Consider the following 20,065-nt stretch of genomic DNA (forward strand, 5'->3'; position numbering starts at 1 on the left):
GCCGGTCGTACCTGGTGCAGAGCTATACCCGGTGCAGCGCCCGTTCGAGGACGGACGCGCCTTGTTCGGCCTCCGCCACCGTGAGAGTGAGCGGCGGTGCGATGCGCAGCACGCTGGTGTTGTGGCCGCCGCCCTTGCCGAGCAGGAGACCGCCCTCGCGGGCCGCTTCCTGGACGGCGCCCGCCGCCTCCGGCCAGGCCTCGTCGGTGCCCGGACGGACGATCTCGATGCCGGCCATCAGGCCCCGGCCGCGCACCTCCCGTACGCAGGGAACCGCGGCCCCGATCGCCCGCAGTCGTTCCAGCAGGAGACCGCCCACGCGGCGGGCGTTGCCCTGGAGGTCGTGCTCGAGGAGGTAGGTGAGGTTGGCGAGGCCCGCCGCCATGGTGATCGGCGATCCGCCGAAGGTGGAGATGGAACCGGAGTCGACGCAGTTCATGATCTCGTCGCGGGCGACGACACCGCCGATGGACATGCCGTTGCCGATGCCCTTGGCGAACGTGAGGATGTCCGGCGGGCCGTTCTCGGCGTGTGCCTGCCAGCCCCAGAAATGGTCGCCGGTGCGGCCCCAGCCGGTCTGCACCTCGTCGGCGATCCAGAGGATGCCGTGGCGGGAGAGCACCTCGCGGAAGGCCGCGTACAGGCCGTCGGGCGGGGAGGTGAAGCCCCCGACGCCCTGGACGGGTTCGGCGATGAGGGCGGCGACCTGGCCCCGGGTCTGGCCGAGGAGGTCCTCCAGGTCGGCGACGCACGCCTCGATGAACTGGGCGTCGGAGAGCTGCGCGTACGGGCCGCGGTGCCGGACGCCGCCGTGCACGTACAGCGTCTGGAGCGGGGAGAGGCTGGTGGGCGACCAGTTCCGGTTGCCGGTGAGCGAGACGGTGGCGAAGGAGCGCCCGTGGTAGCTGTTGCGCATCGCCAGGAGCTGGTTCGAGCGGCGGTAGGAGGTGGCCAGCAGGAGGGCGGTGTCGTTGGCCTCGGTGCCCGAGGTGGTGAAGAAGACGCGGGCGTCCGGGATGCCGGACAGGTGCGCGACGCGCTCCGCCAGTTCGATCATCGGGCGGTTGAGGTAGAGGGTCGAGGAGTGGACGAGGCGGGCGGCCTGCTCGGAGACCGCCTTGGTGACCTCGGGCAGGGCGTGGGCGGTCATCGTGGTGAGGATGCCGCCGAAGAAGTCGAGGTACTTGTTGCCCTCGGCGTCCCAGACGTGACGGCCTTCGCCGTGGGTGAGCTCGATCGGGTTCTGGTAGTACAGGGCGAGCCACTCGGGCAGGACGGCCTGGTGGCGGGAGTGCAGGTCGGTCACGGCTGAACCAGTCCTTCGTACGCGTCGGGTCGGCGGTCGCGGTAGAACGCCCACTGGTGGCGGACTTCCTCGATGAGGTCCAGGTCCAGGTCCCGGACGACGAGTTCCTCGGCCTTGTCGCTGGCCTTGTCCCCGACGAACTGACCGCGCGGGTCGACGAAGTAGCTGGTGCCGTAGAAGTCGTTGTCGCCGTACTCCTCCTGGCCGACGCGGTTGATCGCGGCGACGAAGTACTCGTTGGCGACGGCCGCGGCGGGCTGCTCCAGCTGCCAGAGGTGGGCGGAGAGGCCGCGGGAGGTGGCGGAGGGGTTGTAGACGATCTGGGCGCCGCCGAGGCCCAGCTGCCGCCAGCCCTCGGGGAAGTGGCGGTCGTAGCAGATGTAGACGCCGACCTTGCCGACGGCCGTGTCGAAGACCGGCCAGCCCGCGTTCCCCGGTTTGAAGTAGTACTTCTCCCAGAAGCCCTTCACCTGGGGGATGTGGTGCTTGCGGTACTTGCCGAGGTAGCTGCCGTCGGAGTCGATGACGGCAGCGGTGTTGTAGTAGAAGCCGGAGCTCTCGCGCTCGAAGACCGGGACCACGATCACCATGCCGGTCTCGCGGGCGAGTGCCTGCATCCGCACGGTGGTGGGGCCCTCGGGGACCGCCTCGGCCCACCGGTAGTGCTCGTCCTCCTGCACCTGGCAGAAGTAGGGGGCGTTGAACACCTCCTGGAAGCCGATGATCCGCGCCCCCTGCCGGGCCGCCTCCCTGGCGTGCTCCTCATGCTTGGCGATCATGGATTCGGTGTCGCCTGTCCAGGTGGCCTGGACCAGGGCGGCGCGTACGACAGTGGCCATGACTCGTCTCCGTTCGACCGGACGACGTCCCCCGTTCCCGACGGGACGTCAGAGACCCTCTACGCCCGTAGAGTTGGGGCGTGGATCCTTGAACGTAAGCCGCCGGGGAGAGCGGGGCAAGACCATCACCGTGAACCCGCGGAGTCGATCTTGTTTCACACCCGCAGGGGTGAAGGACCGGCCGCCGCGCCTCGATCACCAGGCCTAGATTTCGATCTTGATCGCGGTGTGCGGGCGCTTGCCCCGGCGGGCGAGGGTGGCGGACAGGTCGGTGAACCAGTACTGCCAGGTGTACTTGCGGGCGATGAGCTTGCGCACCTTCCCGAGCGCGTCCTCGTCGAGGAGGGTGGCCTTGCCCTCGACGGAGGGTATGCCCGGCTTGATGTTGCCGCGGATGTCGCACGGGGCGATCGTGACGCGGCCGTCGCGGCGGATGCGCTTGACCTTTCCGGTCCCGGAGTTGGTCCACACGTAGAGCACCCCGTCCTCACCGGCGACCCAGACGGGAACGGCGACGGGCGTGCCGTCCTTGCGGTAGGTGGTGAGGCTGATGTAGCGCGTACGGGCGAACGCGGCGCGTGCGGCAGGGATATCCATGGCCCGACCCTACGTGCGCTCCCGCAACCGCGCCGCAAGGAGCCCGGGAGGGTCCTCGCGGGCCCGCGCGCACGGGCCGCGTCCAGCGGGGCGGGGGCGGATCCCATGGGTCTGCACCCCCGCCCCGGCAGGGCCTGCCGGGCGTACGTTCCCGCCCGCTAAGGCCGTACGACCATCGCCGAGCCGCCGCCCCTGCGCGTCTTCTCCGCCGCCGCCAGCCAGCGACCGTCCCCCAGCCGTTGCACGCCGGTCGCCGCCCCGATCTCGGGGTTGAGCTTGAAAACGTGGCCGAGCGCCTCCAGTTCGCCCCGCACGGGGCTGTTCCAGAGGCCGGGCTCCAGCTCGGTGGCCGCCGCGTTCCGCTGGCTCGCGCGGGGCGCAGCGATCGCTTCGACCAGGGGCAGGCCCCTGTCCAGGTGGCCGGTCAGGGTCTGGAGCACCGTCGTGATGATCGTGGCCCCGCCCGGGGAGCCCAGCGCCAGTACGGGACGCTCGTGCCGGTCCAGGACGATCGTCGGGGAGATCGAGGAGCGCGGCCGCTTGCCGGGTCCCGGCAGGTTCGGGTCGTGGACCGCCGGGTTCGCGGGGGCGAAGGAGAAGTCGGTCAGCTCGTTGTTCAGCAGGAAGCCACGCCCCGGCACGGTGATCCCGCTGCCGCCGGTCGACTCGATGGTCAGCGTGTAGGCGACCACGTTGCCCCACTTGTCGGCCGCCGTGAGGTGGGTCGTGTTCTCCCCCTCGTACGGCGTCGGCGCGGCCTGCCCCGAGCTGTGGCACGTGCGCGAGGGGTGCCGCGGGTCACCCGGCGGCAGCGGGCTCACCAGCACCGCGTCGTCCTTGATCAGGCACTCGCGCGAGTCGGCGAACCGCTGCGAGAGGAGCTCTTTCGTCGGTACGTCCTCGAAGGCCGGGTCGCCGACCCAGCGGCCCCGGTCCGCGAAAGCGATCCGGCTCGCCTCGATGAACCGGTGCAGGTACTTCGCCTGGGACGCCCTCGACAGGTCGGTCCGCTCCAGGATGTTGAGTGCCTCGCCGACGCTCGTGCCGCCGGACGAGGAGGGGCCCATGCCGTACACACCGAGCCCCCGGTAGTGCACCTTCGTCGGGGCCGGCCGTTCGGTTTCGTAACGCCGCAGGTCGCGCTCGGTGAGGTCGCCCGGGCGCACCTTGCGCTGCGAGCCGGGGGCGAGTGGGGGCCTGTTCACCGTACGGACGATGTCGCGCGCCAGGTCGCCCCTGTAGAGCGCGCCGACGCCCTCGCGGCCCAGCTTCTCGTAGGTGCGGGCCAGCTCCGGGTTCTTGAACGTCGAACCGACGACGGGCAGTTGACCGCCGGGAAGGAAGAGCTTGGACGAGGCGGGGAAGTCCCGGAAGCGGGCCTCGTTGCCCTGCGTCTGCGCGCGGAAGGTGGCGTCGACGGTGAAGCCGTCGCGGGCCAGCCGCTCAGCCGGCTTCAGCAGGGTGCGCAGCGGCTTGGAGCCCCAGGAGTCCAGTGCCGCCGCCCAGGTGGCGGGGGTGCCGGGGGTGCCGACGCCGAGGCCGCTGGTCATGGCCTCGGCGAAGGGGATGGGTTTGCCGTTCTCCAGGAAGAGGTTCCTGTCGGCGCTGCGCGGGGCGGTCTCGCGGCCGTCGATGGTGCGCACCTTGCGGGACTTGGCGTCGTAGTGGACGAAGTAGCCGCCGCCCCCGATGCCCGCGGAGTACGGCTCCGTCACACCGAGCGCTGCGGCCGTGGCCACGGCCGCGTCGACGGCGTTGCCGCCGGCCCGCAGCACCTCGATACCGGCCGCCGAGGCGTCGGCGTCCACACTGGCGACCGCACCGCCGTGCCCGACCGCCACCGGAACCTTCGCGGGCGGGGTGGCGGGAGCGGCGGGAAATGCCGAAGTGGCCTGCGCGGCAGGCGCCGCGGCGCCCGGTGGCGCGGCCGCCCCCACCGTGACGACTGCCGCGGTCGCGGCCAGCAGAGACAGTGCCCGTACGGCGGGCCGGGTGGGTCGACGCATGCGTACCTCCAGGCGAACGGCGTCCGCGCAGCGTAGCCGCAGCGACCCTCCCGTGCCAGGTACCCGCGAGCGCGTCCGGCCCCTCGCCCACGACAGCGATCCTGTGACACGGACGGCGCAGACCCCCTGGCCGCGCCCCGCGCAACGCGCACCGCGCCGTCGGCCGACCGGCGTAGGGGCGGGTCACCCGGACACGCAATCCGATGGCCCGTCAGTCCAGCGCCAGCTTCAGGGATTTGATGCCGTTGATGAAGTGCGAGACCAGACGGCGCGGCGGAGCCGCCAACCGGTAGGGCGGCAGTGTCCGCAGGGCCTCCTCGTGCAGAACGCGCAGTTGCAGCCGGGCGAAGTGCGCGCCGAGACAGACGTGCGGACCGTCCCCGAAGGACACGTGCGGATTGGGCTCGCGGGTCAGGTCCAGGCGGTGCGGGTCGGCGAAGACGCGTTCGTCGTGGTTGGCGGAGGCGTGGAAGACCACGATCTTGTCGCCCGCGCGCAACCGCTCCCCGGCCAGTTCGGTGTCCTCGGTGACGGTGCGCCGGAAACTGAGGACGGGCGGGTGGTGGCGCAGCAGCTCCTCGACGGCCGTCGCCGTCCGGACGCCGTGCATCGCCTGTTGCGCCCGGGCGTCCCCGGCCAGGGCCAGGAAACCTCCCGGTGCCGCGCTGCGCACCGTGTCGTTGCCCGCGACGGTGAGCAGGAAGAAGAACATCTCCAGCTCGGGGCCGCCGAGCCGGGTCCCGTCCCCCGCCGCGTGCGCGAGCGCCGTCATGATGTCGTCGCTGGGGAACCTGCGCTTGTACTCCGCCAGCTTCCGCGCGTACGCGAACATCTCGCCGAGCATCGCGGGCGAACGCGGGTTCACCGGCCGCCCGTCGGGGCCGCGCACCGCTTGCGCCCGCTCGTCCGGGTCCTGGTACGCGATCACGCGCTCGGTCCACTCCAGGAGCAGTGCGCGGTCGCTCCGGGGCACGCCCAGCAGGTCGCAGAGGTTGAGCAGGGCGTAGTCGTCGGTGACGGTGGCCACCAGGTCGAGGACCCCGTCACCGCCTTCCCGCGCCCCGCGCACCGCCGCTTCGAGGAGGGTGCGGGCGCGTTCGCGCACCCGCGACTCGAAGCGGTCGGTGCGGCCGGGGGTGAAGGCCCGGCTCACCAGCCGTCGCAGTCTGCCGTGGTCCGGCGGGTCCTGGTTGAGCATCATGCGCCGGATGAAGGGGAGGTCGTCGGGGTCGGGATCGCGGATCTGAGTGGCGCCGGCCCGGGAGGAGAAGGCGCGGGCGTCCTTGAGGACCCGTACGACGTCGGCGTGCCGGGTGACCGCCCAGAAGCCGGGTCCGGCCGGCCAGCCCAGCACCTCGTACTCGTCCTGCCAGGCCACCGGACGCGTGTCGCGCAGCTGCCGGTAGGCCTCGTGCGGGATGCCCCTGGCGTACTGGCGCGGGTCGAAGACATCGGGGACGACGCCACAGGTGCGGCTCAGGACGTCGTCGCTCATGCGGCGTCCGCGCGCAGGAAGTCCTCGACGGTGCGCAGCAGCTGGAGCGGGGTCTCGTCCATGGCGTAGTGGCCGGCGCCCGGGATTTCCACGAGTTCGGCGTGCGGGTACCAGCGCATCCAGGTCTGCCGCATCACCTCCGCGCTCAGCGCCGGGTCGAGTGCGCCGACGACGGCGAGCGCCGGGCAGGGCGCGCCCTCGACGTCGGTGTGGAAGTCCTCCCGCGCCCAGGAGTCCAGCCAGGCCCGGAACGCCTTGGGGTCGCTGCGCTCGACGGACTGCCGGGTCATCCGGTCGAGCCAGGCGCCGGGCCGCACTCCGCCGGTGGTGGTGTCGATGATGGCCCGCCGGTTCTCCGCCCGCTCCGCCGCTCCCGCGAACAGTTCCCAGGACTCGGGCGGCAGGTCGAGCCCGCTCGCCGGCACGGGCGAGATGCCCACCAGCCGCCGCACCCGCTGCGGGACCACCGCCAGGACGCGCTGGGCGACGGCACCGCCCATGGAGTGCCCGATCAGCGAGAAGCGGTCCCAGCCGTGCTGGTCGGCGAGGGCGAGCAGGTCGGCGGCGCCCTCGGCGGTGGTGAAGGCGCCCGGCTGGTCCTTCGCCTCTCCGTAGCCGCGCAGGTCGACGAAGGCGTAGCGGAAGGATTCCAGGTCAAGGTCGGGCAGGACGGCGGCGTAGTCCGCGCGGTCCGCGAGCCAGCCGTGCACGGCGATCACGGGGTGCGGGCCGTCGCCGAGGAGGGAGTGGGGCGGGACGAAGGGGGTCACGGGGTCTCCGATCACACGGTCCGTACGCCACCGGCGGGTGACGCCGTGTCCCAAGGTGGCGCGGCCGCCCGCCCCGGGGCAAGACCGCGATCCCGGTGGAGGGGCAGGCCCACGGACGCCGCGCCCGCCTGCGTCCGGGCCGGGCTCAGCGCCGCTGGTCCACCACCTGAAGCCGCGCGGGGGCGTACGACCTGACCATCCCGAGCACGTCCTCCGGCACCAGTTCGAAGACCTGCCGTTCGAAGCACAGTCCCTCCTTGACCTGCATGGCGGTCCCGGTCATCAGGGAGAGCCTGCGGTACGCGGCCCTTGGCCGGCAGACGTACGGCAGCGAGCCCGCGGACTCGCGGGCCTCGACGACGACGAACTGGGCGCCGCGCACTCCCATCGCCCGCACCGACAGCACGTCGTCCCAGGGGAGCGTGCGTTCGGGGTAGAGCGGCAGCCGCACCGACAGGCCGCTCGGCCCGGCGGCGATGCTCAGCGGCCGGACCGCGTACCCCACGTACGTCACGGCGACGAAGAGGAGCAGCGAGCCGAGCGCGGACATCAGGGTGGCGGAGAGCGCCGGGTCCGGTCCTTCGAGGACGGCGGCGATGGTGTAACCCCACAGCACGGTGACCACCACCGCGGCGACCGGCAGGGCCACCAGTACCCGTCTCAGCGGCAGCTCGATGCGGGTGACCGCCGCGTCCGTCCCGTCCTGCGGGCCCCGCGGATCCTGTTCATGCCTCATGGTGAGAGCTTCGGTGCTGTGCGGCCCGAGCACCAGTACCGGACGGCGGCCGGCCGGGTCCGCCACAGGTTCCGGCCACGTCGCGCCCCGGGCCTGCGGGTTCGCCCCGGGCCTGCGGGTTCAGCCCGCCACCGCCCTCTCCGGCATCCTGGCCGCCAGCCTGCCCCGGTAGTGGTCGACGACGACGGCGATCATGATGACCGCTCCGGTGATCATCTGCCGCTGGAAGTCGGAGACCCCGAGCAGGAGCAGTCCGTTGGTGAGGACGCCGAGCAGGCAAGCGCCGAGCAGAGTGCCGATCATCGAGCCCTTGCCGCCGGAGAGCGAGGCGCCGCCGATGACGACGGCCGCGATGGCGGAGAGCTCGTAGCCGCTGCCGACGATCGGGCTGGCGATGTTCAGCCGTGCCATGTAGGTGACGGCTGCGATGCCCACGGCGAATCCGGCGATGACGAACACCGACACCTTCACGATGCTCGTACGGTGCCCGGAGAGCCGTACCGCCTCCTCGTTGGAGCCGATCGCGAAGACGAGCCGGCCGAACACGGTGCGGGTGAGCACGAAGTGGCCGACCACGACCATGAGGAGCGCGATCCAGAAGAGGGAGGGGATACCCAGCAGGGTGGAGGTGCCGAAGTGGCTGAAGCCGGGCGGGAAGTCGTACCGCGTCTGGGCGCCGGTGTACTCAAGGGCCGCGCCGCGCGCCACGTTCAGCATGCCGAGCGTGACGATGAAGGACGGCACCCGCCATTTCTCCGACACGAAGCCGTTGACGAACCCGCAGGCCATGCCGACGAGTGCGGCGACCACGACCGCGAGCAGTACGGCGACCGGGGTGGCGAGGGAGGTGGTGGTGAGGATCTCGCCGGAGACCACCGCCGAGAGCGCCATCACCGAACCGACGGAGAGGTCGATGCCGCCGACCAGGATGACGAAGGTCATGCCCACCGCGAGCATGGTGTTGAGGGTGATCTCGGTGGCGATGTTGGTGAGGTTCTCGGAGGTCGCGAACTTGGGCGCGGCCAGCGTGAAGATCAGGACGAGGGCCAGCAGCGCGATCCCGATGCCCGCCTCGCCCATCACCTGCCGGCTGAGGGTGCGTGCGGTGCGGCGGGGTGCGGCAGGAACCTTGGCGGCGGGAGTCGGTGGGGTCATGAGGTGGGCTCACCGTTCTTGGAAGCGGGGGTGTCGGCGACGTACCCCGAGTAGGCCAGGGCGAGGATGCGGGAGCTGTCGAAGTCGGCGCGGGCCACCTCGCCGGCGATCCGGCCGCGTGAGAAGACCAGGATCCGGTCGCAGATGCCCATGAGTTCGGGCAGGTCGGAGGAGACCACCAGAAGCGCCTTGCCGTCGCCCGCGAGGCCGGTCAGCTGCTGGTGGATCTCGTAGCGGGCACCGACGTCGATGCCCCGGGTGGGTTCGTCGACGACCAGGACGTCCGTTCCCGCGAGCAGCCAGCGGCCGAGGACGACCTTCTGCTGGTTGCCGCCGGAGAGGGTGCGCACCGCGGTGCGGATTCCCGGGGTCCGCACTCCGAGCCCCCGCACCGCCTCGTGGGCGTACCGGTCCTCCTCGGCGCGCCTGAGCAGTCCGCCGCGCGAGATCCTGCGGGTCGCGGCGAGGGTGATGTTCGCCGCGACCGGCATGTCGAGGACGAGACCCTGGCCCTTGCGGTCCTCCGTGAGCAGGCTGATGCCGTGGCGCACCGCGTCCCTGGGGGTGCGGATGCGGACCGGCTCGCCCTTGACGTAGACCTGCCCGCCGTCGTGCGGGTCCGCGCCGAACAGTGCGCGGACGGTCTCGGTGCGGCCGGAGCCGACCAGGCCCGCGACCCCGACGACCTCGCCGCTGTGCAGGGCGAAGGAGAGGGGGCTGCCGCCGCGCGGGTGGAGCCGGTCGGCCCTGATCAGTTCGGGGCCCGGACGCCGTGCCACGTACGGCGGGTACTCCTGGGCGAGGTCACGGCCGACCATCAGGCGGATCACCTCGGCGGTGTCGGTGCCCGCGAGGTCCTTGGTGACGACATGGCCGCCGTTGCGGAAGACGGTCATCCGGTCGCCGATCTCGAACACCTCCGCCAGGTGGTGCGAGATGTAGAGGATGGCGGTGCCGCGTGCGGTGAGCCGGCGCATCACCGCGAAGAGCCGTTCGGTCTCGCGGGCGGTGAGGGTGGCGGTCGGTTCGTCCATCACCAGGACCCGGCAGTCCTGCCACAGGGTCCGGGCGATCTCCAGGAGCTGCATCTGGGCGATGCCGAGCCGCTCCACCCTGGTGCCCGGGGCGACGTCGAGCCCGACCTCGTCGAGGAGTTCGGCCGCCCGCCGGTTGAGGGTGCGGCGGTCGACGATCCCGAACCGGCGGGGCAGGTGCTGGAAGAAGAGGTTCTCGGCGACGGTCAGCTGGGGCAGCAGGTTGAGTTCCTGGTGGACGACCTGGACTCCGGCGCGCATCGCCGCTGCCACGTCCTTGGGCGCGTACGTCTTCCCGCCGAGCCGCATCTCCCCCGCGTCGGGGGGCTGGATGCCGGCCAGGATGCGCACGAGGGTGGATTTGCCCGCGCCGTTCTCGCCGAGCAGGGCGTGCACCTCGCCGGGGCGCAACTGGAGCTGGACGCCGTCCAGTGCCTTGACGCCGGGGAATGCCTTGCTGATCCCGGCGGCCTCGAGGACGTATCCGCCGTCGGCCGCGCGCGTGGTGTTCGGGTCGTCCATGGTCATCGGCCCGCTGTGCCCGCGTCCGCCGCCGTGACGACCTCGACGTCGGTCTTCACCCAGGCCTGGGACTTCTCGCCCTTGATCGCCTTCAGTGCCACGTCGATGCCGTCGGCGGCCTGCTGGGCGGCGAACTGGTCGACGGTGGCGACGACGCTGCCGTCCTTGAGGTGGGGTGCCACGGCCGCGATGTTGTCGAACGAGGCGACCGGGATCTTTCCCTTCTTGCCCGCGGCGCCGATCGCCTTCACCGCGCCGAGGGTCATCGAGTCGTTGGAGGACAGCACGCCCTGGATGTCGGGGTGCGCGGTGAGCAGGTTCGACAGGACGGTGTACGCCTCGTCGGTCTCCCAGTGCGCGGTCTTGGACTCCACGACCTTGAGTCCGCCGTCGGTGGCGGCCTTCTGGAAGCCCTCCTTGCGCTGGGTGGCGTTGGCCGCGCCGGGGTTGCCCTCCAGGATGACGACCTTGCCGCCCCTGCCCAGCTTCTTGGCGAGGACCTCGCCGGAGAGCCGGGCGCCCTCGGCGTTGTCGGGGCCGACGAAGGGCACGTTCAGGCCGGCCGACTTCAGTGCGCCGTCATCCAGCTTGACGTCGATGTTGACGAGCTTGATGCCCGCCTTGGCGGCGCGTCCGAGCGGGGCGACCAGCGCCCTGGAGTCCGCCGGGGCCAGCACCAGGGCGTCGGCCTGTTCGGTGATGCAGCGGTTGATGGCGGCGACCTGGCCGTCGATGTCGGTCTCGTTCTGGATGCCGCTGGACTTCAGCTCCAGCGTGCCGAGCTTCTTGGCATGCGCCTCGGCGCCCTTCTGCATGGTCTGGAAGAACTCGTTGCCGAGCGACTTCATGACCAGGCAGACGACCGGCTTGCCGTTCTTGGGCTTGGCGGACGCCCCGCCCCCCGAACCGCCCTCCTGGCCGCAGCCGGTCAGGGCGGTGGCCAGCAGGAGGGCGGTGGCGGATGCGGCGGCGCGGGAGAGCTGCTTGCGGTTCATCGGGGAACTGCCTTCCGTGTGCGGTGGGTCGAGCACTCGGTCAGAAGGGGACGCCCGCGCGCAGTACGACGTTCGCGTACGGCGTGCTCTCCCCGGTCCGCACGATCGCGCGGGCCCGCCGGGTCAGCTTCTTGAGCCGGGCGTGCGGCACCCGGTCGAGGGGGGTGCCCGCGAACTGCTGTTCGAAGATCATCAGCAGGCCGGGGTCGGCTGCCTCGTGGGCGACGGTGGCGTGTTCCACCACGAGTTCGTCGAGCACCGCTTCGAGTACGGGCAGGAAGGGGGGATCGTCGCGCCGCCACACCAGGTCGACGGTCTCCACCCCGGGCGGCACGGGCAGCCCCGGGTCCGCGACGACCAGCAGGTCACCGTGGCCGAGGGAGGTGATGATCTCCAGCAACCTGGGGTGCCAGAGGCCGTCGTTACGCATGGTGCACCTCGTTCGTCGTGGGTGTCTGCGGGGGCACGTCGGTGGAGTCGGCGAGCAGTGCGTCGACCTCGGTGGCGGAGGGCAGCGAACTCTGGGCGCCGGGGCGGGTGGTGGCCAGCGCGCCGGCCGCGCAGGCGCGGCGGACCGCGTCGGGCAGCGGCGTACCGGCGCCCAGGGAGAGGGCGAGCTGGGCGCAGAAGGCGTCGCCCGCGCCGACCGTGTCGACGGCGTCGACCGCGAACCCCCGCTCCGTACAAGCACCCTCGGGGCCCGCGGCGACCGCTCCGTCCGCGCCGAGGGTGACGACGACGGTGCCGGGGCCCAGGGCCCGCAGGGCCGTGGCGTGCGCCGCCCAGTCGCCGTGGGCGGGCGCGAGCAGACCGGCGGCTTCCGTCTCGTTGACCACGAGGACGTCGACACAGCGCAGCAGATCGTCCAGGTCCGGCCGGGCGGAAGGGGGCAGCGGGGCCGCGTTGAGCACCGTCAGCGCACCGGACCCGCGGGCCGCACGGGCCGCGGCGGTGACGGTCGGCAGGGGCACTTCGAGCTGGAGGAGCAGGGTGTCGGCGGGGCCGGCGACGATGCCGCCGGTGAGGGTGTCCAGGGCGGGTACGTCGAGGTGGTGGTTGGCGCCCGGTGAGAGGGTGATGGTGTTCTCGCCGTCCTGCTGGACGACGATGAGCGCCAGTCCGCTTGCCACGCCTGGGAGTTGGGCCACTCCCCCGTCGTCCACGCCCTCCTGTGCGAGCCGTTCGCGCAGTTCGCCGCCGAGCGCGTCGTCGCCGAGCAGGCCGATCATGCGTACCTCGGCGCCGAGCCGGGCGGCGGCGACGGCCTGGTTGGCGCCCTTGCCGCCCGCGCCGCGCACGACGTCGGCGCCGCACACGGTCTCACCCGGCCGCGGCAGTCTGGGCACGGTGACCGACAGGTCCATGTTCAGACTGCCGACCACGACCAGTCGCTCACTGCTCACGGGGTATCACCGTTCTTTCCGGGATGCGGTACGAGGTGGGGGGCGCGAGGGCGGGAGCCGCCAGGGGTGTCGTCGTACGGGGGTCCGGCGCCTCGCCGCCCGCCGGGTCCGGGCAGCCGCAGGAGCCGCGGGCCAGCAGGGTCACCGGCAGGACGTCCCTGGTCGGCGGCAGGTCCGGGTCCTTCATCCGCTCCAGCAGCCGGCGTACCGCCACCCGTCCCAGCTCCTCGTACGGCTGGCCCATGGTGGACAGGGCCGGAGAGGTGTAGGCGCCTGCCGCGATGCCGTCGAAGGACACCAGGGCGAGGTCGTCGGGCACCCGGATGCCGAGTTCCGTGGCCGCCCGCAGCACGCCGGCCGCCTGTTCGTCGGAGGTGACGAACAGGGCGTCCACCGAGCGGTCCCGCGAGAGCAGCGCGAGCCCGGACCGGTACCCGTCGAGCCGCCCGAAGGAGCCGTGCAGCAGGGGTGCCGCGTCCGGTACGGCTTCCCAGCCCGTGCGGCCGCCCGACCCGCTGCCGGCCCGCAGCCCCGCCTGCTCCAGCGCCGTGCGCCAGCCGACGACGCGGTCGACGGTGGGGTGGATGCCGAGCGGGCCCGCGATGCAGCCGACCCGGCGGCGGCCGTGCGCCAGGAGGTGTTCGGTGGCGGTGCGGGCCCCGGCGGCGTTGTCGACCAGGACGTAGCTGGTGGCCACACCGTCGAGTTCGCGGTCGAAGACCAGGCCGGGAACACCGGAGCGGGCGAGTTCGGCGCGCCAGGGCAGGTCGCCGCGGGAGGGGATCAGGACGAGGCCGTCGACCTGCCGGTCCACGAAGGTGCGGATGTATCCGGCTTCGCGGTCGGGGTCGTCGCCGCTGTTGCCGACCAGGAGGGTGTACCCGGCGGCCCAGGCGTGGTCCTCCAGCGAGCGGGCCAGCTCGGCGAAGAAGGGGTTCGCGGCGTCCGGCACCACCAGCCCCAGGGTCATCGTCTGGCTCATCCGCAGCGAGCGGGCGACGGCGTTGGGCCGGTAGCCGAGTTGGTGGACGGCGGCCAGGACGCGCTCGCGGGTGGCGGGGGCGACCGAGCGCGGTCCGTTGTTGAGCACGTAGCTGACGACCGAGGGCGAGGTGCCCGCGAGCTGTGCGACGTCCTGGCGCGTTGCCATCCCGGCCCCGAGTTCCGTGCGTGCCTTTTCCGCAGTACGGAAACCCCGACTGCCGCAACACGAGTTGGCAACTCGTGTTGCGGCGGATTATGAGAAGCAACCCGCGCAACCGCAAGGGGTGTGCGTCGACGGCTATGCGCTGCGCAGCAGCCCGATGTAGAGGTTCCAGAACCGTTCGGCGTCCACGTCGAGGACGATTCCGGCCTTGCGGGTGCCCTTCGGGTTGCGGGGCGCGTCGAACTCGGCGAGCGGGTAGCCCAGTGAACGTCCGTAGTTCGCGCCGAAGTTGGCGTCCACGTCGACGTAACGCACCTCGGTCCGCTTCGCGACGGCCGGGTCGAGGAAGACGGCGGCGGTGATCGCGTCCCAGAGGAGGTGGGTGGCCTGCGGGTTCTTCTCGAACTCGGGGCCCTGCAGGTCCTTGAACATCTTTTTGATCGGGGTCTGCTTCCCGGCGACGATCCGGTCGTACTCCTTCTTGCCGTAGATCACGTGCTGGGCGGCGTCGTCCGGCACGATCGTCTGCCTGCGGAAGGGGGTGCGCAGCGCGATCCGCGCCGATTCGGGGTCGAACCACCAGTTGAATTCGGCGGCCGGGGTGATGTTCCCGGGTTTGTCGAAGGCGCCGCCCATGTAGATGACTTCCTTGATCAGCGGCACGATCTCGGGGTGGGTGCGCACGGCGAGCGCGAGGTTGGTGGCGGGCCCGTCGGCGAAGACGGTCACCTGGTGCGGGTGGCGCCTGACCTGCTCGACGATGAAGTCGGCGGCGGCCGTGTCCTTCTTCGGTGCGGTCCTCGGGTAGCCGCCGTACGGGGGCCTGGCCAGCTTGTCGTACGACGGCGGGCGCCGGGAGTCGAAGGCCCCGGCCCACGGCGCCTTGCCGTACAGCGCGTTCTCCGCGTCCAGCCGCTCCTGCCGGCCGGGCATCAGTGGCTCGCCGGCCCCCGCGACCACCGGGATGTCGGTGCGTCCGATCAGTTCCAGCTGACGCAGGGCGTAGGCGGTGCCCTCCTCGACCCAGGTGTTGCCGCTGACCACCGTGACGCCGAGGAAGTCGACGCCCCGGGCCTTGGCCAGCATGAACATGGTGACGGCGTCGTCGTTCAGCTCGCCCATGTCGGCGTCGAGGATGACCTTGCGGCCGCCGTCCCCGGCCACGAGGCCGGCGGGAGCCTGGGCGGCGGTCCGCGCGGGGGCGGCGGACACGGCGGTGGGCGACGAGGCCGCGACCGAGGGGACGAGCAGGACGGCGGCGAGCAGCGGGCCGATCGTTCTCTTGCGCACAGGAGTCCTCCGACAGGAGAGAAAGGGGGTGCGTGGACCGCGCGATTATGAGAAGCAATCCGGTCAACGGCAACCCATCGGGACCGTTGCGGCGCAAGGGGCCCAAAGACCTTCCTCCCGGGACCTTGGTCCTTGTCCGGTGCGGGACTTGTCACAAAGCGGTACCTCCATTTGGTGCAACCGGGACCTTCCGGATTACCTCCTGGAGAGAGGACAGACAGGGACCCATTCGCGCACCACCCACGGAGGTTTTTCAGTTGACCCGTATACGCCGCCCACGCCCGCGGCTCCGTTCCGCCGCCCTCACCGGCACCGCGGTGCTGGCCGCGGCAGCTCTGACCGCCTGTGGCGGCTCCGGCAAGGGTTCCGGTTCCGCGGCGGCGGAGGCCCGCGCCGCGACCAAGGTCTCGGTGAGTGCCACGGGCGAGCAGGCCAAGGCGGGCGAGCCGGTCAAGGTCACCCTGACCGAAGGGGACAAGCTGGACAGCGTCTCGGTCATGGACACCAAGGGCGGCACGCTGACCGGCCAGATATCCGCCGACGGCAAGTCCTGGACCTCCACGCGCACCACCGCCCCCGGCACCAGCTACACGGTCGAGGCGAAGGCCGCGGGGCTGACCGCGGCCAAGTCCGCATTCCGCACGGCCGCCGCGGACAAGGTCAACAAGCTGACCATGGCCCCCGGCAAGGGCACCACCGTCGGCATCGCCCACCCGCTGTCGATCGTCTTCGACAACCCGGTGAAGAACCGCGCCGCGGTGGAGAAGCAGCTCAAGGTCACCACCTCGAACAACACCGAGGGCTCCTGGGGCTGGATGATGGACTACTCCGGCAAGGACCGGGTCGACTGGCGCCCCAAGGAGTACTGGAAGCCCGGCACCAAGGTCTCCCTCGAAGCGGGGCTGAACGGAACCGACTCCGGCAAGGGCGGCGGCTGGTTCGTCCGCGACTACCGGACGGATTTCACCATCGGGAAGAACCAGGTCGTCAAGGTCGACCTGGACAACCACCGCCTCAAGCTGTTCCGCGACGGCGCGCAGCTCAAGGACGTGCCCATGTCCGCGGGCACCCCGGGTGGCAAGAAGGCCTCCTGGCGCGGCAAGACGGTCCTGATGTCGAAGGAGGGCACCATCAACATGCGCTCCGAGACCGTCGGCCTGGGCGACGCGTACGACAAGATGGTCGACTACTCGATGCGGATGACCTGGTCGGGCATGTACGCGCACGCCGCCCCGTGGAACAAGGGCTACTTCGGCACCGCGAACAAGAGCTCAGGATGTGTCGGCATGAGCGACGCCGACGCCAAGTGGATCTACGACCAGGTCCAGGTCGGCGACCCCTTCGAGGTCACGGGCGACGACGCCAAGGGCACCCAGGCACTCAACAACGGCTACGGCAACTGGAACGTCTCCTGGGCCGAGTGGCAGTCCAAGAGCGCCCTGAAGGGCTGATTCCGGCACGAAAGCACCCTCGCGGGTGCCCCTGCGACCAATCGTTACCCTCGCGTAACTTACCGGCCAGTTACCCCAGGTAAGCCCTTGCGGTTACCGTCGGGTCACTTTGCACCGGCGCACCGAGGAGCGATTCATGGGACACCCGCGCACCACCCCCACCCCGCAGGGCGTCCGGCCCCTGCGGGCGGCCGCGGTCGGCACCCTCTCCGCAGCCCTGCTCGCAGGAACCTTCCATACGGCCGCACCCGCGACCGCCACGCCCGCGCAGGAGGCGGGGCAGGCCGCCTCCGCGAGCGGCCTGAAGTTCTACGACATCCCCGGCTCGGGCGGCATCACCCTCAAGGGCAACGTCTTCACCCCGTCCGGCGCGCAGGCAGGGCAGAAGTTCCCGGTGATCGTGCTCCCGACGAGCTGGGCCATGCCGCAGATCGAGTACGTCGCCCAGGCCAAGAAGCTCGCCGACTCCGGCTATGTGGTGGTGAGTTACACCTCGCGCGGCTTCTGGCTGTCCGGCGGCCAGATCGAGGTCGCGGGCCCCGCGGACACCGCCGACGTGTCCGCCGTCATCGACTGGGCGCTCGCCCGCACCCCGGCAGACGCGGACAGGATCGGTATGGCGGGCGTCAGTTACGGCGCCGGCATCAGCCTGCTCGCCTCGGGGCACGACAAGCGCATCAAGGCCGTCGTCGCGATGAGCGGCTGGGCGAACCTCATCGATTCCATCTACGGCGGCCGCACCCAGCACCTCCAGGCCGCCGGCATGCTCGGCGCCGCGGGACAGCTCACCGGCCGCCCGGGACCCGAACTCCAGCAAATCCTCAAGGACTTCCTCGGCTCCAACCTGGCCAAGGAACAGGACATGATCGAGTGGGGCAGGAAGCGCTCCCCCGACACGTTCCTGAACGAGATCAACAAGAACGGCGCGGCCCTGATGCTGGGCAACGCCTGGGGCGACACCCTCTTCCCGCCCCACCAGTACGCGAAGTTCTACGAGAAGCTCACCGGTCCCAAGCGCCTGGAGTTCCGGCCCGGGGACCACGCCACCGCCGAGGCCACCGGCCTGCTCGGCCTGCCCAACGACGTCTGGACCAACGCCCACCGCTGGTTCGACCGCTACCTCAAGGGCGCCGACAACGGCATCGACCGAGAGCAGCCCGTCCAGCTCAAGTCCCGTACCGGCGGCGGCTACGAGGGCTACCCGGACTGGAAGTCGGTCGGCGCCACGCAGCGGAAGATCGCCCTGGACGGTACGAAGAAGATCAGCGCGAACGTCGACTCGGGTGCCAACGGCGGCCTGCTCCTGCTGTCCAACCTGCTCGACCAGTTCGTGAAGCTGCCGCCGATGGCGTCGATCCCGCTGCTGCCGCGCTCCTACGCCTCGGTCTGGCAGTCGGAGCGCTACAGCACGCCCCAGCACATCCGCGGCACCGCCAGAATGCACACACAGGTCACCAGCACCAAGGAGAGCGGCACCCTCGTCGCGTACCTCTACGACGTGGGGCCGCTCGGCGTCGGCAAGCTGGTCAGCAACGCGCCGTACACCTTCCACGGGCAGCAGCCCGGACGGCCGTTCGGCGTGGACCTGGAGCTGAACTCCACGGCCTACGACGTCCCGGCCGGCCACCGGCTCGCCCTGGTGGTCGACACCGTCGATCCGCTCTACATCGAGCACAACCCGTCCGGCGCGCAGCTGACCTTCTCGTCCTTGGCGGCCGACCCGAGTTATCTGTCGGTACCGCTTCGGGGCAAGTGATCCCCGGCTGCTGCCGGACGGGTTCCCGCTCCTCTGTGTCGAGCTACCCCCTGTTCGGCAGCAGCGTCCCCGCCTCGGCCGGACCGATGTCCACGGCCTCCGTCTTGGGATTGCGCCGCTGGCGCCTGGCCATCCAGTTGGCGAACCAGGAGAGCAGCATGCACATCCCGATGTAGATCGGCGAGATCACCAGCACTACGGGGATGAAGGGCAAATCGTAGTCGAGATTGGACGCGATGAGCTTTCCTGCATGGAGAAACTCCTCATAGGTGATCAGATAGCCGAGGGAGGTGTCCTTCAGCGCGACCACCAGCTGGCTGATGATGGTCGGCAGCATCGCCCGGACCGCCTGCGGCACCAGTACGTGCGTCATGACCTGCGTCTTGCGCATGCCGAGCGCGTACGCCGCCTCCCGCTGGCCGCGGTCCACGGAGTTCACTCCGGTACGGAAGATCTCCGCGAGGACCGAGCCGTTGTAGAGCGTCAGCCCGGCCACCAGCGCGGGCAGCGGCTGGACCTTCAGCGCCACGAAGATGAAGAAGATCATCACCAGTACGGGCATGGCACGGAAGAACTCCACGCACAGCCCGGCCACCCACCGCAGCGGGCGGTGCTCGGACAGGCGGCCCATCGCCAGGACCGTCCCGAGCACGAGCGAGAGCACCGCCGCGTACGCGAACGCCTTGAGCGTGTTGGCAAGTCCGTGAAGCAGGAGTTCCTGGATGCCCTTGTACTGGAAGGGGGTCCATTTTGCCGCCGTGAACTGGTCGGTGTGGAACAGCAGGTACACGATCCAGCCGACCGCACCGAGCAGCAGGACCGTCGAGGCGATCCCGTACATCAGGTGGCGCTGCTGGGTCTTGGGGCCCGGGATGTCGTAGAGGGCGGTGGACCGGGTGGACAGGGCGCGGCTCATCGGGCGACTCCCCAGCGCGTCTCCAGCACGTGGAAGAGCGCGCTGATGGTGAGGGTGATGATCAGGTAGCCCAGCGCGATCCAGACGAAGGACCAGATGACGCTGTACCCCAGCTCGTTGAGGGTCTTGTAGGTGCCGAGGAGCTCGGTGACGGAGAAGGCCCCGGCGATCGCGGAGTTCTTGGCGAGTGCGATCAGGGTGGAGCCGACGGGCGGGATCACGGAGCGGAACGCCTGCGGCAGGACGACAGTGGACAGCGTCTGGCCGAACGTCATGCCGAGGCTGCGGGCCGCCTCGCCCTGTCCCAGCGGCACCGTGTTGATGCCCGAGCGCAGCGCTTCGCAGATGAACGCGGAGGTGTAGCAGCCGAGTGCGAGCACCGCGAAGATCTGGAAGGGCAGCAGCAGGCCGAAGCGCGGCAGCCCGAGCAGCACCGCGAAGAACAGCAGGGTGAGCGGGGTGTTGCGCAGCACCGTCACCCAGGCGGTGCCGAGCGCCCGGAAGGAGCCGACCGGCGAGACCCGGCAGGAGGCCATGACGAAGCCGAGGACGAGGGCCAGCACGGAGGCGTAGACGGTGAGTTCGACGGTGCCGAGGAAGCCCTTGCCGTAGAGGGAGAAGTTCTCGGTGAGTACGTTCATGTGGGT

At 70.9% G+C, this 20,065-nt stretch carries 18 protein-coding genes; 2 read left to right on the plus strand and 16 right to left on the minus strand.

What is annotated here, in order from left to right; genetic code table 11:
* Positions 1-22: 22 nt before the first annotated feature.
* From ACFWVV_RS18105 to ACFWVV_RS18170, 14 genes are all read right to left on the minus strand, one after another.
* Positions 23-1,306 (minus strand): aspartate aminotransferase family protein, encoded by a 1,284-nt coding sequence (locus ACFWVV_RS18105; protein WP_384351786.1) that lies wholly within the window; start codon positions 1,304-1,306, stop codon positions 23-25.
* Positions 1,303-2,145, minus strand: coding sequence for a nitrilase-related carbon-nitrogen hydrolase (locus tag ACFWVV_RS18110; protein ID WP_384351788.1), 843 nt, complete (start codon positions 2,143-2,145; stop codon positions 1,303-1,305). Before ACFWVV_RS18110 ends, ACFWVV_RS18105 begins: the two co-directional genes overlap by 4 nt.
* A 204-nt stretch (positions 2,146-2,349) precedes the next feature.
* Entirely contained in the window at positions 2,350-2,742 is a 393-nt protein-coding gene (locus ACFWVV_RS18115) for a PPOX class F420-dependent oxidoreductase (RefSeq protein WP_384351791.1), read from the minus strand.
* A gap of 158 nt (positions 2,743-2,900) precedes the next feature.
* Positions 2,901-4,748 (minus strand): gamma-glutamyltransferase, encoded by a 1,848-nt coding sequence (gene ggt / locus ACFWVV_RS18120; RefSeq protein ID WP_384351794.1) that lies wholly within the window; start codon positions 4,746-4,748, stop codon positions 2,901-2,903.
* A gap of 211 nt (positions 4,749-4,959) precedes the next feature.
* Positions 4,960-6,243 carry a cytochrome P450 gene (locus ACFWVV_RS18125; RefSeq protein WP_384351797.1) on the minus strand — a complete coding sequence of 428 codons (1,284 nt, stop codon included), beginning with the start codon at positions 6,241-6,243 and terminating at the stop codon, positions 4,960-4,962.
* The gene (locus ACFWVV_RS18130; protein ID WP_384351800.1) at positions 6,240-7,013 is read right to left on the minus strand and encodes an alpha/beta fold hydrolase; all 774 of its coding nucleotides are present in this window, start codon (positions 7,011-7,013) and stop codon (positions 6,240-6,242) included. Before ACFWVV_RS18130 ends, ACFWVV_RS18125 begins: the two co-directional genes overlap by 4 nt.
* A gap of 145 nt (positions 7,014-7,158) precedes the next feature.
* Positions 7,159-7,749 (minus strand): hypothetical protein, encoded by a 591-nt coding sequence (locus tag ACFWVV_RS18135; protein WP_384351803.1) that lies wholly within the window; start codon positions 7,747-7,749, stop codon positions 7,159-7,161.
* Positions 7,750-7,869: 120 nt separating this feature from the next.
* Positions 7,870-8,904 carry an ABC transporter permease gene (locus ACFWVV_RS18140; protein WP_384351806.1) on the minus strand — a complete coding sequence of 345 codons (1,035 nt, stop codon included), beginning with the start codon at positions 8,902-8,904 and terminating at the stop codon, positions 7,870-7,872.
* Positions 8,901-10,466 carry a sugar ABC transporter ATP-binding protein gene (locus ACFWVV_RS18145; RefSeq protein WP_384351809.1) on the minus strand — a complete coding sequence of 522 codons (1,566 nt, stop codon included), beginning with the start codon at positions 10,464-10,466 and terminating at the stop codon, positions 8,901-8,903. The genes ACFWVV_RS18140 and ACFWVV_RS18145 overlap by 4 nt, the downstream gene beginning before the upstream one ends.
* Positions 10,463-11,455: a sugar ABC transporter substrate-binding protein gene (locus ACFWVV_RS18150; protein ID WP_384351812.1), complete on the minus strand. Its 993-nt coding sequence runs from the start codon at positions 11,453-11,455 to the stop codon at positions 10,463-10,465. Before ACFWVV_RS18150 ends, ACFWVV_RS18145 begins: the two co-directional genes overlap by 4 nt.
* 40 nt (positions 11,456-11,495) lie before the next feature.
* Complete coding sequence (gene rbsD, locus ACFWVV_RS18155) at positions 11,496-11,885, minus strand: D-ribose pyranase (protein ID WP_384351815.1); 390 nt, start codon at positions 11,883-11,885, stop codon at positions 11,496-11,498.
* A complete protein-coding gene (locus ACFWVV_RS18160) occupies positions 11,878-12,858 on the minus strand; it encodes a ribokinase (RefSeq protein WP_384351817.1) in 981 nt (326 codons plus the stop codon). The genes rbsD and ACFWVV_RS18160 overlap by 8 nt, the downstream gene beginning before the upstream one ends.
* Entirely contained in the window at positions 12,848-14,008 is a 1,161-nt protein-coding gene (locus ACFWVV_RS18165; protein ID WP_384351820.1) for a LacI family DNA-binding transcriptional regulator, read from the minus strand. Before ACFWVV_RS18165 ends, ACFWVV_RS18160 begins: the two co-directional genes overlap by 11 nt.
* Positions 14,009-14,140: 132 nt before the next feature.
* Entirely contained in the window at positions 14,141-15,295 is a 1,155-nt protein-coding gene (locus ACFWVV_RS18170) for a nucleoside hydrolase (RefSeq protein WP_384351822.1), read from the minus strand.
* A 257-nt stretch (positions 15,296-15,552) separates the two neighbouring features.
* Between ACFWVV_RS18170 and ACFWVV_RS18175 the strand changes: the two genes are divergently transcribed.
* Together ACFWVV_RS18175 and ACFWVV_RS18180 are read left to right on the plus strand one after the other, a co-directional pair.
* The gene (locus ACFWVV_RS18175; RefSeq protein ID WP_384351825.1) at positions 15,553-16,746 is read left to right on the plus strand and encodes an Ig-like domain-containing protein; all 1,194 of its coding nucleotides are present in this window, start codon (positions 15,553-15,555) and stop codon (positions 16,744-16,746) included.
* Between the two features lie 136 nt (positions 16,747-16,882).
* Positions 16,883-18,502, plus strand: coding sequence for a CocE/NonD family hydrolase (locus ACFWVV_RS18180; protein ID WP_384351828.1), 1,620 nt, complete (start codon positions 16,883-16,885; stop codon positions 18,500-18,502).
* 43 nt (positions 18,503-18,545) lie between these two features.
* On the opposite strand, the gene ACFWVV_RS18185 is transcribed toward ACFWVV_RS18180, so the two are convergent.
* Positions 18,546-19,418 (minus strand): amino acid ABC transporter permease, encoded by an 873-nt coding sequence (locus tag ACFWVV_RS18185; protein WP_384351831.1) that lies wholly within the window; start codon positions 19,416-19,418, stop codon positions 18,546-18,548.
* The gene (locus tag ACFWVV_RS18190; protein WP_384351834.1) at positions 19,415-20,059 is read right to left on the minus strand and encodes an amino acid ABC transporter permease; all 645 of its coding nucleotides are present in this window, start codon (positions 20,057-20,059) and stop codon (positions 19,415-19,417) included. Before ACFWVV_RS18190 ends, ACFWVV_RS18185 begins: the two co-directional genes overlap by 4 nt.
* Between the last annotated feature and the right edge of the window lie 6 nt (positions 20,060-20,065).

Source organism: Streptomyces sp. NPDC058663 (assembly GCF_042716745.1).
In the GTDB taxonomy this organism is placed as follows: domain Bacteria; phylum Actinomycetota; class Actinomycetes; order Streptomycetales; family Streptomycetaceae; genus Streptomyces.